We start from the raw sequence: 16,483 nt of genomic DNA, 5'->3' as shown, positions 1-16,483 counted from the left end.
TTCTCAGGAAAGACATTTCTACACAAATAAATATAACCAATTCTCTTTTCTATAGGTTGGACATATACGCCTGATTTTTGGATTTCCGTCGCTATATTCCGAATTTTTGCACTTCTTTGCGGACAGTCCTGTCAATTTATGTAAACTCTGCAGTCAACGATTAATTGCGCATTTCTCAATTACAGGAAAAGCGAAATAGGGCTGGCATTATTGTGCAGTATATGGCAATAATGAGCATAATAATGCAAAAAATGATCAGTGGGAGGTATCAATGATCAAACGTAGAACACTTATGGGTGTTGTCGGTGGAACGATCGCATCTGTTTTGACAGCTGGTGTGTTGGCTGGCTCTGCAATGGCTGCAGATGTTACGCTGAAAATGCATCAATTCTTGCCAGCGCAGGCTAACGTTCCGAAGCTGATTTTGGATGTATGGGCGAAAAAAGTTGAAGAAGACTCCAACGGTCGGATCAAAGTTCGTCATTTCCCATCTATGCAACTTGGCGGTAAGCCACCTGAGCTGATGGATCAAGCGATTGACGGTGTTGCTGATATCGTCTGGACAGTTGTGGGTTACACTCCAGGTCGTTTCCCAACAACTGAAGTCTTCGAACTTCCTTTTATGATGACAAATGCTCGCGCTGTGAGCCGTGCTTACTGGCAGATGTTTGAAAAGCACATGAAAGATGATGAATTCAAGGATGTACACATTCTGGGTACTTGGGTTCATGGTCCGGGTGTAATCCATACGAAAGATCCGGTGAATTCCCCAGCTGATCTTCAGGGTATGAAAATCCGTGGTGGTTCCCGTTCTGTAAACTTCCTGCTGACTGAACTGGGAGCAACTCCTGTGGGTATGCCGGTTCCAGCTGTTCCAGAAGGGCTGTCCAAAGGCGTGATCGATGGAACAACGATCCCTTGGGAAGTTACTGCTGCACTGAAAGTTCCTGAGCTTGTGAAAAACCACACTGAGTTCTCTGGTGCGGCGCTATACACACTGACTTTTGTTCTGGCTATGAACAAAGACAAGTATGAAAGCCTGCCTGATGATCTGAAGAAGGTGATCGATGATAACTCTGGTGAAGAATTCTCAGTCTTTGCTGGTGGTACACAGGCCGACGCTGACGGTCCAGCCCGCAAGAAAGCTGTCGATCTTGGCAACAACATCATCACTTTGGATGCTGCAGCAACTGAAGAATGGCGCAAACTGGCTCAACCGGTTTACGACAAGTGGGTTGCTGATATGGACAGCAAAGGAAAAGACGGTAAGGCCCTTCTCGAAGAAGCAAAAATGCTGATTGAGAAATACTCCAAATAACCTTACTAATATTAACTGGCCGCGGCTCTATGGACCGCGGCCTTTTACATTGACTGAAGTACACGGGACGTTGAGTTCATGAAAAATTTCATGATGGCCTTTGCCCGCTTTATGGCTTATCTGGGCGGACTGGTTCTGTCTTTTCTGGTTGTTTTGACTTGCCTGTCCATTTTGGGGCGCTTGATGAACGGCGGCTTGCATAGTGATTTTATGCAATCTATTGCCCCCGGATTTTCCAACTGGCTGATTGAAGTTGGTATTGGTCCTATCAACGGGGATTTCGAATTGGTGGAGGCAGGGGTCGCGTTCGCCATTTTTGCCTTTATTCCCATTTGTCAGCTAACGGCTGGTCATGCTGTGGTGGATCTGTTTACAAATCAGCTTCCCGAGCGGGCTAACCGGTTCCTGCAGGTGCTCATTGAATTCCTGTTTGCAGCAGTTCTTGTTCTCATTGCCTGGCGGCTTTTTGATGGCTTGCTCTCCAAGCAAAGATATGGGGAGACAACATTTTTGCTGCAATTCCCCATCTGGTGGGCATATCTCGCCAGTTTCATAGGGGCGGTCAGCTCGGCCGTCGTTGGCGTATACGTGGCCTACATCCGTCTTATTGAATTTATTACCAACCGGGAAGTCTTGATCGATCCTGTGGAGTCAGAGTTATGAGTGGTCTTGAGATAGGGATTGCGTCCTTTCCGGCGCTGATGCTGCTAATTTTTCTCAGGGTTCCGATCGGGCTCGCCATGTTTGTTGTCGGTCTCGTCGGCCTCTATTTCGTAACCGATGGCACCACAGTGGCTTTTGCCCGCCTAAAGAATGAAACCTATACAACATTTTCCTCTTATTCCCTGACGATCGTTCCCATGTTCCTGTTGATGGGCCATTTTGCCACTCTGGGCGGGATGAGTTCGGCGCTCTTTAAGGCGGCTGAGGGATTTGTCGGTCATCGTAAAGGCGGCGTTGCCATGGCAGCCATTGGCGCCTGTGCCGGTTTTGGCGCGATCTGCGGAAGCTCCCTTGCAACCGCTGCAACAATGGGCCGTGTGGCTCTGCCAGAGCTGAAACAATACGGATATGCCGGTGGCTTTTCGACTGCAACCTTGGCAGCTGGTGGAACCTTGGGGATCTTGATCCCGCCGTCAGTTGTCTTGGTGATTTATGCGATTTTGACAGAACAGAATATCGCCAAGCTGTTCCTGGCTGCGTTCATTCCTGGTCTGTTGGCCGCGCTTGGCTATGTGATTGCAATTTCCATTTACGTGCGCCGAAATCCCGGCTCTGCTGGGACCCGCCCTCCGGTCCCTTATACTGATCGTTTTCGTGCGTTGAGAGATGTTTGGCCGGTTTTGGTCGTGTTCGGTCTTGTGGTTGGCGGCATCTATTTGGGCTGGTTTACCCCAACAGAAGGCGCAGCGGTTGGTGCTTTTGGAACCGGTTTAATTGCCTACCTGAATGGCGGACTGAACTGGGTAACCCTCAAGGAAAGCTTCCTCGTGACGGCTAAGTCCACTGCCATGGTGTTTTTCATCATTCTCGGGGCCGCCTTTTATAATGGGTTCCTTGCCCTGACCCAGGTCCCTCAGGAGCTGAGCAATTATGTGATTAGTCAGGGTTTCAGCCCTTGGGTCATCCTCGGCCTGATTCTAATCTTCTATCTGGTATTTGGGTGTTTGATGGACAGCCTTTCCATGATCCTTCTGACCATCCCGATTTTCTTCCCGGTGATCAGTGTTCTGGATTTTGGAATGAGCCCGGAACATCTGGCGATTTGGTTTGGTATTCTGGTTCTGATCGTGGTGGAGGTCGGTCTGATTACCCCGCCGGTTGGGATGAATCTTTTTATTATCAATACCATGGAGAAAACAACGCCGCTGGTCGAAACCTACAAGGCAGTTGGTTATTTCGTGGCATCCGATCTGATCCGGGTGATTATATTAGTGGCTTTCCCTGCCATTACCCTATTCCTTCTGCCAGCGTAAGGCTGGCAGAGGCCCCTTGGGGCAGATCGAATTCAAAGCGAATGTTGCAAAAAATTGCATAAATTAGCGTTATTCAGTTGTGTTTGTTCTGTGATATGCATTATAAAGCATATACGGGGAGGAGTTGGATAAGGCTAATGAAGCCTAAGGTGATGTGTTCCCCCTTCTCCCAGGTCCGAGTGGTCAAAGATAAAAATGAAGACTGACCTTTCTCGGCTGTGTGTGATGAGCTCAAGGAGGAGGAAGTATGTCACAATCCCAAAACGCGGCCCTCTATTTTGTGGACAGGCATCTGGAGGAAGGTCGGGCGGACAAGGTCGCTTTTCGTGAAGCGGATGGTGCCAAGCGCAGCCTCACATATGGTCAACTTGCCGATCAGAGCAGCCGGTTTGCTGGTGCGTTGAAGCGCGCTGGAGTTCGGCGGGAAGAGCGGGTTGCCATGATCGTTCTTGATCAGGTTGAATTTCCGGTCATTTTCTGGGGCGCTATGAAAGAAGGCGCTGTTCCGGTCCCGCTGAATACGCTTCTTTCGTCGTCGGTTTATGAGGTGATCTTGAAAGACGCCCGTGCTTCAGTTCTTGTGGTTTCCGAAGCGCTTTGGGAAGTGGCTGAGCCGATCATCAAGAATATACCCTCCCTCAGAGATGTGATTGTCATAGGAAACGCTCCGGAGGGTACCGTTTCTTATGAGGACTTTATCAAAGGCGCTGAACCAGCCCAAGTTGCCGAAACCTCTGCAGATGAAATGGCTTTCTGGCTTTATTCTTCTGGATCAACCGGTCAGCCAAAAGGTGTTCGTCACGTTCATTCCAGCCTGAAGGCAACGGTTGATACATTTGGTAAACAGGTCATCGGTATTCAGGAAGATGATGTCGTTTATTCAGCGGCCAAGATGTTCTTTGCCTATGGGCTTGGCAATGCCATGTCCTTTCCGATGGCTGTTGGCGCAACGACAGTGATTTTTGCCGGTCGGCCAACTCCGCAAGGTGTTTTTGATATCTTTAACGCGGAAAACCCTAGCATCTTTTGCGGTGTCCCAACGCTTTATGCAGCCATGGTCGCCCTGACAGAGGCAAATGGCTCAGCTAATCACGACGCCCTTCGCATGTGTGTCTCTGCTGGTGAAGCCCTTCCGAGAGAAATTGGGGAGAAATGGAAATCCCAATGGGGTGTAGACATTGTCGATGGTGTTGGCTCCACTGAAATGCTGCATATTTTCCTCTCCAACAGTCCGGGTGACATTGCCTATGGAACGTCCGGTCGGGCTGTTCCCGGTTATGAAGTCCGCCTGGTTGATGAGAATGATGAAGAGGTCGGTGTTGGTGATGTCGGGGAATTACTAGTCTCTGGGCCATCCTCCGCAGAAGGTTACTGGAACAAGCGCGAGAAATCCCAGTCCACTTTTCAGGGCTTCTGGACGCGAACCGGTGATAAATATGAAAAAACGGCGGACGGGCGCTATATCTATTGTGGGCGCACAGACGACATGTTCAAAGTGTCCGGTATCTGGGTTTCCCCATTTGAGGTGGAGCAGGCCTTGATTGAGCATCCGGCTGTTTTGGAAGCCGCTGTTGTTCCTTGGCAGGATCCGGAAGGTCTGGAAAAGCCGAAAGCCTATGTTGTGCTCAAAGGGGAAGGATCCCCAAATCTGGCAGATGAGCTCAAAGAGGTGGTGAAAGAAAAAATTGGGAAGTGGAAATATCCTCGTTGGATCGAGATTGTTGATGACTTGCCAAAAACCGCAACCGGAAAAATCCAGCGATTCAAGCTTCGGGAAGGTGCATAAGCAAATGTCTCTGAGTTGGCCAGCCGAAAATGGTTCATTTTTTAGTGTGGACGGTGTCCGCCTGGAATACCGTGCGGTTGGGCCCTCTCCTGCTGATGGGCCGATCTTCCTGTTGTTGCATGAAGGTCTTGGCTCAACGGCCCTATGGCGCGGGTTTGAGGAGAAGCTCTCCGATGCGACTGGATGGGGTGTGATCTCTTATTCTCGGGCAGGCTATGGAAAGTCCGATCCCGTGACCCTTCCGCGGCCACTGGATTATATGACGCGCGAAGCCATGGATGTGGTCCCAGGGGTCCTTGATGTCTTGGCCGGGCAGGATGTGGTGCTGCTTGGTCATTCAGATGGTGCCAGTATTTCAGCCATCTATGCTGGTGTGTTTGAGGATCCACGGATTAAGGGCGTTATCCTTTTAGCACCGCATTTTTTCACTGAACCGGAAGGTTTGGTTGCGATTGCAGAGGCAAAGTCCGCTTTTGAGACAACGAACCTGAAAGATAAGCTTGGAAAATATCATGCCCATCCGGAAATTGCTTTTCGCGGATGGAACGACAGCTGGTTACATCCGGATTTCAAAGACTGGAATATTGCGAGCTACTTAAATGAAGTAAAGGTTCCTGTGCTGGCCGTTCAAGGGTATGCCGATCAATATGGCACCATGGCTCAGCTGGCCGAGGTTAAGGACCGGGTCCAAACTCCAGTAACTCTTCTTAAGTTGGAGGAGTGCGGTCACGCACCTCATCTGGAAAAACCGGATGAAACACTTGCTGGGATCAGGAAGTTTGTTTCTACTTTGGGGCTCGCGACTACTCCTTTGCAGATGGCGAAATGACGGGCCGGTTCCCTCATCCTCCTCATGCTCATGTTCCAGGTGGAAATGCACGCCATGCTGAAGCGGTTTTTTCGCCCTATCGGAGCGATCTGGAACCTGAGAATAGAAGCTCTGATCTTGCTGCAACCAACTCTTTTCGGGCAGGTCTGCAGTGGTTGGAGGATGGGTATTACTGGGAAGCCCATGAGCTTCTTGAAATGGTTTGGGGTCAGTGCGCACCCAACTCAGCGGAAAAGAAACAGGTGCAGGCGTTGATTCAATTAGCCAACGCTGGTCTGAAGCTGAAAATGGGTCGCCCGGCGGCTGTGCTCAAGATTCTCAAGCTGGCCTCAGACGCCTGGACAGAGGCAGAACAGCGCGGTGCAGGCCTTTTGTCTGCTGAAGAAAGTGACAGATTACTAGGATTTCTGCGGGAATTGGAGTTAAAGGTAGGAGAAAATGCATTATAGTGCATTTTCTTATTGATTAATTGCAAAATTATGCGATATATGTCTTTACGAAATTAGTTTTTGGCAATATATTGCAAATATCGAGGATGCTCGTAAGGGAGAAACCTGATGACTAAAATGATCGACTTTCAAACCGATCCGTCCAAATACCGCCACTGGAAAGTGGAATATGATGGGGATGTTGCCAATCTCTACATGGATGTGGATGAGAAGGGTGGTCTGTTTGATGGTTATGAGTTGAAGCTCAACTCCTATGACCTGGGTGTGGACATTGAGCTTGCCGATGTTGTTCAGCGCATGCGTTTTGAACATCCGGAAGTGAAAGTTGTTGTCATGCAGTCCGGTAAGGAGAATGTGTTCTGCGCCGGTGCGAACATTCGCATGCTGGGCGGGGCTGCCCATAGCCATAAGGTCAATTTTTGTAAATTCACGAACGAGACCCGGAACACATTCGAGGCAGCTGAAGAAGATAGCGGCCAGAAATATATTGCAGCCGTTAAAGGCGCTTGCGCTGGCGGCGGGTATGAGCTCGCGCTGGCCTGCAACTATATTATGCTAACCGATGACAGCACATCCTCTGTTGCCTTGCCTGAGGTTCCCCTGCTTGCTGTTCTTCCTGGCACCGGCGGATTAACCCGCGTCACAGACAAACGGAAAGTCCGTCGGGATCGGGCAGATATTTTCTGTTCCACCGAAGAAGGTGTGAAGGGGAAAAAAGCCCTCGACTGGCACCTTGTGGATGAGGTCGTTGCCAATTCCAAATTCGATGATGCCGTGAAAGAACGGGCTAAGGAATTTGCAGCCAATTCCAAAAAAGCAGATGTGAAAGAAGGCATCAAGCTGGGACCGCTGGATCGGAAAATTGCAGACGATGGCTCTGTCACCTATTCATTGGTGGAAGTTCAGGTCGATCGCGCTGGGCGCAAGGCAACCATTACCCTGCATGGTCCAGAAGAAGACGCGCCTGCAGATATGGCCGCCTTCACAGCAAAAGGTGATCAGGCCTATATGCTGAAACTGGCGCGCGAACTGGATGATGCGATCCTGCATTTACGTCTTAATGAGATGGAAGTGGGACTTCTGGCATTCCGCACACAGGGTGATCCTGAAAAGTTTGCCGCTCACGAAGCGTTGCTGTTGAACAATGCCGATCACTGGCTGGCCAATGAAACCCTGAAATACTGGAAACGCGTCTTGAAGCGGGTCGATGTGACCTCTCGCTCTCTGATCGCACTTGTCGAGCATGGCTCCTGCTTTACCGGCGTTTTGGCAGAGCTTCTGTTCGCTGTGGATCGCAGCTACATGATGGAAGATGAGTTCGAAGGCGATAACCGGCCAATTGCAACTGTCACCCTGACCGATGCCAACTTTGGTCCATTCCCGATGGGCAATGATCTGACCCGTTTGCAAACCCGTTTCCTCGGGGATGCGGATGCGCTCAAAAAGGCAGAAGAGCATAAAGGCGAGGCACTGGAAGCTGAAGAGGCCGATGAGTTGGGTCTGGTGACCATGATCCTAGATGATATCGATTGGGAAGATGAAATCCGCATCTTCATGGAAGAGCGGGCATCATTCTCCCCAGATGCCATGACTGGTATGGAAGCCAACCTGCGCTTTGCTGGGCCTGAGACAATGGAAACCCGGATCTTTGGTCGCCTGACAGCCTGGCAGAACTGGATTTTCAACCGGCCAAACGCTGTCGGCTCCGAGGGTGCATTGCAGCGCTACGGAACCGGTGTTCGCGGCAATTACAACATGGAACGTGTGTAAGCATAAGGATAATCACCACCCCTGATCTGGAATTCGGGATGGGCTAGAACAACAGGAGAAACCGATGATCGACCAAATGAATGTCAGTTATGACACGCAGATCCCCAACAATGTTGGACTAAGCTCTGACAGAAAAGTTCTGAAGGCGCTGGAAAAATGGCACCCAGGTTATATCAACTGGTGGAGTAGCCTGATCCCGGAACGGTTCCAGAAATCCGATGTGTATTTGCGGACCGCCGTCAGTGTGGATCCAAAAGGCTGGGCGAAATTTGGCTATGTCAACATGCCAGACTATCGCTGGGGTGTTTTGCTCGCCCCGCAGGTTGAAGGCCGGACCATTCCTTTCGGTCAGCACAAAGGGGAGCCAGCCTGGCAGGAAGTCCCCGGTGAATACCGCAACATGCTCAAACGCCTGATTGTTATTCAAGGTGATACCGAGCCTGGCTCCGTTGAGCAGCAGCGTTATCTCGGCCTTACTGCGCCGTCCCTTTATGATCTTCGGAACCTCTTTCAGGTGAACGTGGAAGAAGGCCGTCATCTTTGGGCAATGGTTTATCTGCTGCACAAATATTTCGGTAAAGACGGCCGTGAGGAAGCAGATGATCTTCTGCGCCGGTGTTCCGGAAGTAGCGAAGCCCCTCGAATGCTGGGTGCCTTCAATGAGGAAACACCTGATTGGCTGTCTTTCTTCATGTTTACCTACTTCACGGACCGTGATGGCAAGATGCAGCTGGAATCCCTGGCGCAATCTGGTTTTGATCCCCTGTCTCGGACTTGCCGCTTCATGCTGACAGAAGAAGCGCATCATATGTTTGTTGGGGAAACAGGTGTTTCCCGGACAGTAGAGCGGACCTGTCAGGTGATGAAAGAAAATGGCATTTCTGATCCTTTCGAGATTAACAAAATCCGGGATCTTGGCGTCATTGACCTGCCAACCCTGCAGAAAAAACTGAACCTGCACTACACTCTGTCTCTGGACCTTTTCGGTCAGGAAGTTTCTACCAATGCGGCGAACGCATTTAACGCCGGCATCAAAGGCCGGTACATGGAACCTCGGATTGACGATGACCATCAGCTGACCAATGACACCTATGATGTTTGGGACATGGTCGATGGCAAACTGACCCGCCATGCTGTGCCGGCCCTTACTGCTATTAACATGCGCCTTCGTGATGATTATGTGAAGGATGCTGCTGGTGGCGTTGGTCGCTGGAACAAGGTGATAGAAAAAGCCGGTATCGACTTTGCCTTCACCCTGCCACACGAAGCCTTCAACCGGAAAATCGGCGTATTCGCTGGTCTGAACTTTGATCCAGATGGAAATATGCTGTCTGATGCCGATTACCAGAAGAATGTCGACAATTGGTTGCCTAACAAAGCCGACTCAGAGTTTATTCAGTCTCTGATGAAGCCCTGCACTGAGCCTGGCCAGTATGCAAGCTGGATCGCTCCACCAAAAGTTGGCATTGATAGCAAGCCTGGCGACTTCGAGTATGTTAAGCTGCACGACGCCTGATCTATGAGACGGGGGCGGTGATCGCTGCCCCCATCTTCCCCAGCGTTAGAGAAAGACCTGTGCAATGACCCAGCCTTTAAAGCAGCACCTGATTGACCCGGAAATCTGCATTCGCTGTTACACCTGCGAGATGACCTGTCCGATCGGGGCAATTGAACATGACGATAACAATGTGGTGGTCAACCCGGAAACTTGCGATTTCTGCATGGATTGTATTCCGGTCTGCCCAACCGGCTCCATCGATGAATGGCGCGTGGTGAAGGAGCGCTACTCGCTAGAAGATCAATATAGCTGGATGGAACTACCAGAGCAGGAAGATTTCGGCCCAAGCGAGGATGGATCTTCTGATGGGGTGGAAGCAATCGATGATGCCATTGCGGCCCTGCTTGCCGACGCTCACAAAGGCGCGGGCGGTAAAGCCAAGGCGCCGAAAAGCGCACCGAAGCCAACCATCAATATGTATACCCTGGGCAAACCTGCCAAAGCGGTTGTGCAGGGGAACTATCGCCTGACAGGCGCGGACAGCTCTTCTGACGTGCGGCATCTGATCCTGAACTTTGAAAATCTCTCTTTCCCTGTGTTGGAGGGACAAACGATCGGGATTATCCCTCCGGGTACGGACAAGGATGGGAACCCCCATTTGCCGCGTCTATATTCTGTCTCCAGCCCTCGGGATGGGGAGCGGCCAAACTTCAACAACGTGTCCCTGACTGTCAAACGCGAAGAAAATGGCGTTTGTTCAAACTATGTTTGCGATCTTTCGCAAGGAGACGAGGTTACGGTCACAGGTCCCTTTGGCTCAACCTTCCTGTTGCCAGATGATCCGGATGCCCGGCTTCTGATGATCTGCACCGGGACGGGGTCTGCCCCCATGCGGGCCTTCACCATGCGGCGCCAGCGGACGATTTCAAATCATAAGGGCGGTATGAGCCTCTTTTTTGGCGCGCGCACCGAAGACAGCCTGCCTTATTTCGGTCCCTTGAAGAAAATCCCGGACGATGTGCTCTCCAAGCATTTGGTCTATAGCCGGGAGCCGGGTAAGCCGAAGGAATATGTGCAGGACCGTCTGATCACCGAGCAGGATGAGGTTGCCAGCTTCCTGCAGGATCCGAACACCCATATCTACATCTGCGGTTTACGTGGGATGGAAGAAGGGGTCGAACGGGCGTTCACCAATATTGCAGAAAGCATTGGGGAACAATGGATTTCCCTTCGCGACGCTATGCGTGAAGAAGGTCGCTATCACGTTGAAACCTATTGAGTTTTCAGTCCCTGTCACATGAAATGACGGGGACTGAATTTTTTCAGAGACTTCCAATTGTGCATTATATTACAATAGGCGTTGGTCTGAAGTCCTTAAGGGGGGATAAGCGTGCCATACAAAAATAAAGGCACAAGGTTTACGGGCGCACAGAATGGCGGAAATAACAAATTTTAAAGGCGAAGCCCAGGTTCTGGAAGATGCCTCCCTCATGGAGGAGGCTGTCAACACACTGATCAGCAATGTGGGTGATCGGGTTCGCAAAGCGCGTGAAAGCAAGGGGATTCCCCGTCGCGTCCTGTCAGAAATGTCAGGCGTATCACCGCGCTATCTGGCTCAGTTGGAAACAGGCGCAGGTAATATTTCCATTGGCCTGTTGCAACGGGTCGCCATTGCCCTGGATCACAAAATCGAATGGTTCGTAGGTGAGGAAGATCCCTGGACCTCTGACGTGTTGAAAATTGCCGAAGCCTATAAATCAGCTGATCATCAAACGCAGGAAACGGTGATGCGGCTCTTAAGCCCGGTCACCGATGAAACACGCCGGGCAAGTCGGGTGTGCCTGATCGGATTGCGCGGCGCCGGGAAAAGTACTCTTGGCCGACGGGCCGGGGAACTTCTCGATGTTCCATTTGTTGAGCTTAATAGCTGGATTGAGGAACAAAGCGGTATGCCGGTGAGTGAGGTGATGGCCCTTTACGGTCAGGAGGGGTACCGAAAGCTGGAGGCGGAGGCTCTTCAGCGTGTTGTTGCGACCCATGACAGTGTTATTTTGGCTGTTGGCGGTGGGATTGTCTCGGAACCACTGACCTTTAACATCCTGCTCAATCACTTTCATACCGTTTGGGTGAAGGCAGCCCCGGAAGAGCATATGAACCGGGTCCGCGCGCAAGGGGATGAACGGCCAATGGCTGGAAACCCCGAAGCCATGGATCACTTGAAATCCCTCCTTGATAGTCGGGAGGCAATGTATGCCCGAGCCGGCGCAACCCTGGATACCAGCGGCAAGTCTGAGGATCAGTCCCTGCAGGAACTCTTGGCGCTCCTGCAGGAAAAGAAATTCATCGCTTAGTGATTTAAGCTAGTCTTGGCACCGCTTTCAATTTCCAGCCTATTTTTCAGAATTTATTTTAAGCTTAAAATTTTAGGCTTGAAATAAATTCTGACTGTGCCATAGTTTTTAGTACTGGGAATTAAAATATAAAGGGATCGCCATGAAGATCGCATGCCTTGGGGGTGGACCGTCTGGTCTGTATTTCGCCATTAGCATGAAGCTTAAAGATCCGTCGCATGAAGTGACGGTGATTGAGCGGAACCGGCCTGATGATACGTTCGGCTGGGGCGTTGTTCTGTCCGATGAAACGCTGGATAATCTGAAGGCCAACGATCCCGTCAGTGCCGAGATTATCCGTAAGCATTTCGCGTACTGGGATGACATTGCTGTTTATCATAAGGGGGTTCGGACCCTCTCTACCGGCCATGGTTTTTGCGGTATTGGCCGTAAGCAGCTCCTATTGATTTTGCAGGACCGGGCGAGGGAGCTTGGTGTCAATCTGACGTTCGAAACCGAAGTCGATGACATTGATGCCTTGATGGCGGAATATGATCTCGTTGTAGCGTCCGATGGATTGAATTCCAAAGCTCGGACCCGGTTTGAGGCTGAGTTTAAGCCGGATATTGATGTCCGCAAATGTAAGTTCGTCTGGTTGGGTACCCATCAGAAATTTAATGATGCCTTCACCTTTATTTTCGAGAAAACCGAGAAGGGTTGGATCTGGGTTCACGCCTATCAGTTTGATGATGATACGGCGACCTTTATCGTTGAATGCTCCGAAGAGACATTTGAGAATTACGGCTTTGGTGAGATGAGCCAGCAGGAGACCATTGCGACCTGCGAAGAGATCTTTAAAGACTATCTGGATGGTCACAAGCTGATGACCAACGCCAATCATATCCGGGGTTCCGCCTGGATTAATTTCCCCCGTGTTCTGTGTGAGAGATGGTCTCATCAGAACCTGGTTCTGATGGGGGATGCGGCCGCAAGTGCCCATTTTTCCATCGGTTCTGGCAGCAAACTTGCCATGGAAAGTGCGATCGCCCTTGCCGATTATGTACAAAGTGAAGTGAGCCTTGAAGCCGCTTTTGAAAAATATGAGGATGAGCGGCGCCTCGAAGTGCTTAAACTGCAATCCGCAGCACGGAACTCGCTGGAATGGTTTGAGGAAGTGGAGCGGTATCTGGATCTGGATCCGGTGCAGTTTAATTATTCCCTGCTGACCCGATCTCAGCGAATTTCCCATGAAAACCTGCGGCTTCGGGATCCAAACTGGTTGGCTAGCGCTGAGAAATGGTTCCAGCAGCAGGCAGGTGCGGATGAGGCATCCTCAGAGCGGGCCCCTATGTTTGCCCCCTATAAGATCCGGGGTATGGAGCTGAAGAACCGGATCGTTGTCTCCCCCATGGCACAGTATAAGGCGGTTGATGGCTGCCCAACTGATTGGCATCTGGTGCATTATGGCGAGCGGGCCAAGGGCGGTGCGGGATTGCTGTATGTTGAGATGACGTGTGTTTCCAGTGAAGGTCGGATTACACCTGGCTGTCCTGGACTTTATGACGATGCCCATGTGGACGCCTGGAAACGCATCACAGATTTTGTTCATGCAGAGACAGAGACGAAAGTCTGTGCACAGCTTGGTCATTCTGGCCGCAAGGGGTCAACCCGTGTTGGTTGGGAAGGTATGGATCAGCCACTTCTGGAGGGGAACTGGCCGCTGATGTCAGCCTCCGACATTCCGTGGAGCCCGGAAAATCAGGCACCCAAACCCATGACCCGAGAGGACATGGACCTGGTGCGGGACCAGTTTGTTGAAGCGGCGAAGAAGGCGGAAGCTGCTGGATTTGATATGATTGAAATCCATGCCGCCCACGGATATCTGCTGTCGTCCTTTATCACACCGGTAACCAATAACCGTACCGATGAATATGGCGGGTCGCTGGAAAATCGGATGCGCTATCCGTTAGAGGTATTTGCAGCGGTGCGCGCAGTTTGGCCCGACGATAAGCCGATTTCTGTTCGAATCTCGGCTAATGACTGGGTTGGGGAAAGCGGTATTACGCCTGAAGATGCGGTTGAGATCGCCAGGATGCTGAAGGCCGCAGGCGTTGATATCTGCGACGTTTCGGCGGGTCAGACTACAACTGAAGCCAAGCCAGTTTATGGCCGTATGTTCCAAACTCCATTTTCAGACCGCATCCGAAATGAAACCGGTATACCCACTATGGCAGTTGGAAATATCTATGAGCCGGATCATGTAAACTCCATCCTGCTGGCGGGTCGCGCGGATCTGGTTTGCCTGGCGCGACCACATCTGAGTAACCCATACTGGACATTGCATGCTGCAACAGCATTGCAGGATGGTCAAACAGCATGGCCTAAGCCTTATGAGGCTGGTGCTGACCAGATGCGCCGTTTGATGGAGCGGGGTGATATGATGGGATTGAAAGTCTAATCATGAGCAAACTGAGCGGACAACATGCATTGGTAACAGGCGGCGGTAGCGGCGTTGGGCAGACAACTGCCCTGATGCTGGCGGAGGCCGGTACCAAGGTTACCATTTGTGGTCGTCGGCTTGAACCGTTAGAGCGGGTAGCGGCAGATAACGTCAATATCCAATGCCTGACTGCGGATGTGACAGACCTTTCCGGTATGAAGGCGATGGTCGAAAAAGCAGCCGAAACATATGGGCCTGTTACCATTGCCGTTGCCAATGCGGGTGCCGCAGATAGTATACCCTTTTCCAAGATGGATGCGGCAGATTGGCAATCCTCCATCGATATTAATCTGACCGGTGTCTTTAATACGTTCAAAGCCTGCCTGCCGGGAATGGAGGCGGTGAAAAGTGGTCGTCTGATTTCCATTGCATCAACAGCGGGTTTAAAGGGCTATGCATATGTCAGTCATTATTGTGCGAGCAAGCATGGGGTTGTTGGATTGACCAAGGCCCTGTCGCTGGAGCTTGCCAAAAGCGGTGTTACCGTAAATGCGATTTGTCCCGGTTTTGTAGAGACCCCGATGTTGGAGCGGTCCATTGAAAACATTCAGGCGAAAACGGGTTTGAGCCGGGAAGAGGCGCGCGCCGCGTTGGTCAGCAGCAACCCCATGGGCCGTTTTGTGCAGCCAGAAGAAGTGGCGGATGCGGTTCTTTGGCTTGCCGGCAAGGGGGCGGCCAGCGTCACCGGGCAAGCCATTTCCATTTCAGGAGGGGAAGTATGATTGAGTTGCATGAAGACTTCCTAGAACAGGGTGATCGCAATAGCCCGGAAAAGCATCGACTTCGGCTATGGCTTCGAATTTTGAAAATCTCCCGCCAAATTGAGGGTGAGCTTCGCGAACGGTTTCGGACCCAGTTCAAATCCACCTTGCCAAGATTTGATGTGATGTCAGCCCTTTACCGACAGGAAAGTGGCCTGAAAATGAGTGAGCTTTCGACCGCGCTGATGGTGTCCAATGGCAATGTCACAGGCATTATTGAGCGGCTGGTGTCTGAGAAGATGGTGGTGCGCGAACCGATCCCGGGCGATCGCCGGGCCATGCGGGTACGCCTGTCCGAAAAGGGTCGGAGTGAGTTTGCTCATATGGCTGCCGTCCATCAGGAATGGATCAACGAATTATTGGCCGGGGTGAGCGCAGAAGATGCGGACCTGATCGGTCGTTTACTGGATATATCAAAGACGGCAGACAAGAACCGTCCGGATGGAGGATCAAATGACTAAAATGGCAGATCTTAAGCCAACGCATTTTCGCTGGCAGATGGAGGGGACAACGGCTGTTATCCAGCTGGATAATCCGGATCGAAAAAATCCCCTGACGTTTGAAAGCTATGCCGAGCTTCGCGATACGTTCCGCGATCTGCATTATGCGGATGATGTGGATGCAGTTGTTTTCCTGCCAAATGGCGGGAATTTCTGCTCCGGCGGGGATGTGCATGACATTATTGGACCGCTGACCAAAATGGATATGAAGGGGCTTTTGTCCTTCACGCGGATGACCGGGGATCTGGTCAAGGCCATGCTCGGATGTGGTAAGCCTATAATTTCAGCCGTTGATGGCGTTGCCGTGGGGGCTGGTGCGATCATCACCATGGCTTCCGACATGCGGATCGCTACACCAGAAGCCAAAACCGCGTTTCTCTTTACCCGCGTTGGGCTTGCCGGTTGTGATATGGGCGCGTGTGCCATGCTTCCGAGAATTATTGGGCAGGGCCGGGCAGCGGATTTGTTATACACGGGCCGGGTGATGAGCGCTGAAGAAGGCGAGCGGTGGGGTTACTATAGCCGTCTTGTCGCCGCTGATGAGCTGCAATCAACCGCGATGGAGATGGCCGCGCGCATCGCCGCGGGTCCAAACTTTGCCCATTCCATTACCAAGACGCAGCTCAATCACGAATGGTCCATGGGGCTTGATCAAGCCATTGAGGCGGAAGCCCAGGCGCAGGCGATCTGCATGCAGACCCAGGATTTCCATCGCGCTTACCATGCGTTTGTCGCTAAAGAAAAACCAGAGTTCAAGGGAGACTGA

At 51.4% G+C, this 16,483-nt stretch carries 14 protein-coding genes; all 14 read left to right on the top strand.

The features are described 5' to 3' along the window. Positions 1 to 271: 271 nt before the first annotated feature. Entirely contained in the window at positions 272 to 1,318 is a 1,047-nt protein-coding gene (locus HH301_RS01675; RefSeq protein ID WP_206378122.1) for a TRAP transporter substrate-binding protein, read from the top strand. A 78-nt stretch (positions 1,319 to 1,396) separates the two neighbouring features. After that, positions 1,397 to 1,981 carry a TRAP transporter small permease gene (locus HH301_RS01670; RefSeq protein ID WP_169566342.1) on the top strand — a complete coding sequence of 195 codons (585 nt, stop codon included), beginning with the start codon at positions 1,397 to 1,399 and terminating at the stop codon, positions 1,979 to 1,981. Then, positions 1,978 to 3,294: a TRAP transporter large permease gene (locus tag HH301_RS01665; protein WP_169566341.1), complete on the top strand. Its 1,317-nt coding sequence runs from the start codon at positions 1,978 to 1,980 to the stop codon at positions 3,292 to 3,294. The genes HH301_RS01670 and HH301_RS01665 overlap by 4 nt, the downstream gene beginning before the upstream one ends. A gap of 247 nt (positions 3,295 to 3,541) precedes the next feature. Beyond that, positions 3,542 to 5,080, top strand: coding sequence for a benzoate-CoA ligase family protein (locus HH301_RS01660; protein WP_169566340.1), 1,539 nt, complete (start codon positions 3,542 to 3,544; stop codon positions 5,078 to 5,080). Between the two features lie 4 nt (positions 5,081 to 5,084). Beyond that, positions 5,085 to 5,909, top strand: coding sequence for an alpha/beta fold hydrolase (locus HH301_RS01655; RefSeq protein ID WP_169566339.1), 825 nt, complete (start codon positions 5,085 to 5,087; stop codon positions 5,907 to 5,909). Continuing rightward, positions 5,906 to 6,358: a DUF309 domain-containing protein gene (locus HH301_RS01650; RefSeq protein WP_169566338.1), complete on the top strand. Its 453-nt coding sequence runs from the start codon at positions 5,906 to 5,908 to the stop codon at positions 6,356 to 6,358. The genes HH301_RS01655 and HH301_RS01650 overlap by 4 nt, the downstream gene beginning before the upstream one ends. Before the next feature lie 108 nt (positions 6,359 to 6,466). Continuing rightward, positions 6,467 to 8,128: a 2,3-epoxybenzoyl-CoA dihydrolase gene (gene boxC / locus HH301_RS01645; RefSeq protein ID WP_169566337.1), complete on the top strand. Its 1,662-nt coding sequence runs from the start codon at positions 6,467 to 6,469 to the stop codon at positions 8,126 to 8,128. Positions 8,129 to 8,192: 64 nt separating this feature from the next. Continuing rightward, the gene (gene boxB, locus HH301_RS01640; protein WP_169566336.1) at positions 8,193 to 9,644 is read left to right on the top strand and encodes a benzoyl-CoA 2,3-epoxidase subunit BoxB; all 1,452 of its coding nucleotides are present in this window, start codon (positions 8,193 to 8,195) and stop codon (positions 9,642 to 9,644) included. Between the two features lie 64 nt (positions 9,645 to 9,708). After that, positions 9,709 to 10,905 carry a benzoyl-CoA 2,3-epoxidase subunit BoxA gene (gene boxA / locus HH301_RS01635; protein WP_169566335.1) on the top strand — a complete coding sequence of 399 codons (1,197 nt, stop codon included), beginning with the start codon at positions 9,709 to 9,711 and terminating at the stop codon, positions 10,903 to 10,905. Positions 10,906 to 11,059: 154 nt separating this feature from the next. Further along, positions 11,060 to 11,977, top strand: a complete 918-nt coding sequence (locus tag HH301_RS01630; RefSeq protein WP_169566334.1) for a helix-turn-helix transcriptional regulator — start codon at positions 11,060 to 11,062, stop codon at positions 11,975 to 11,977. Between the two features lie 142 nt (positions 11,978 to 12,119). After that, complete coding sequence (locus tag HH301_RS01625; RefSeq protein ID WP_169566333.1) at positions 12,120 to 14,414, top strand: bifunctional salicylyl-CoA 5-hydroxylase/oxidoreductase; 2,295 nt, start codon at positions 12,120 to 12,122, stop codon at positions 14,412 to 14,414. A gap of 2 nt (positions 14,415 to 14,416) precedes the next feature. Continuing rightward, on the top strand, positions 14,417 to 15,178 hold the full coding sequence (locus HH301_RS01620) for an SDR family NAD(P)-dependent oxidoreductase (protein ID WP_169566332.1): 762 nt from the start codon (positions 14,417 to 14,419) through the stop codon (positions 15,176 to 15,178). Continuing rightward, positions 15,175 to 15,678 carry a MarR family winged helix-turn-helix transcriptional regulator gene (locus HH301_RS01615; RefSeq protein WP_169566331.1) on the top strand — a complete coding sequence of 168 codons (504 nt, stop codon included), beginning with the start codon at positions 15,175 to 15,177 and terminating at the stop codon, positions 15,676 to 15,678. The genes HH301_RS01620 and HH301_RS01615 overlap by 4 nt, the downstream gene beginning before the upstream one ends. Further along, a complete protein-coding gene (locus HH301_RS01610) occupies positions 15,671 to 16,483 on the top strand; it encodes an enoyl-CoA hydratase family protein (protein WP_169566330.1) in 813 nt (270 codons plus the stop codon). Before HH301_RS01615 ends, HH301_RS01610 begins: the two co-directional genes overlap by 8 nt.

It is taken from the genome of Sneathiella limimaris (assembly GCF_012932565.1).
Taxonomy (GTDB): domain Bacteria; phylum Pseudomonadota; class Alphaproteobacteria; order Sneathiellales; family Sneathiellaceae; genus Sneathiella; species Sneathiella limimaris.
This window is presented reverse-complemented; position numbering and strand designations above follow the sequence as displayed.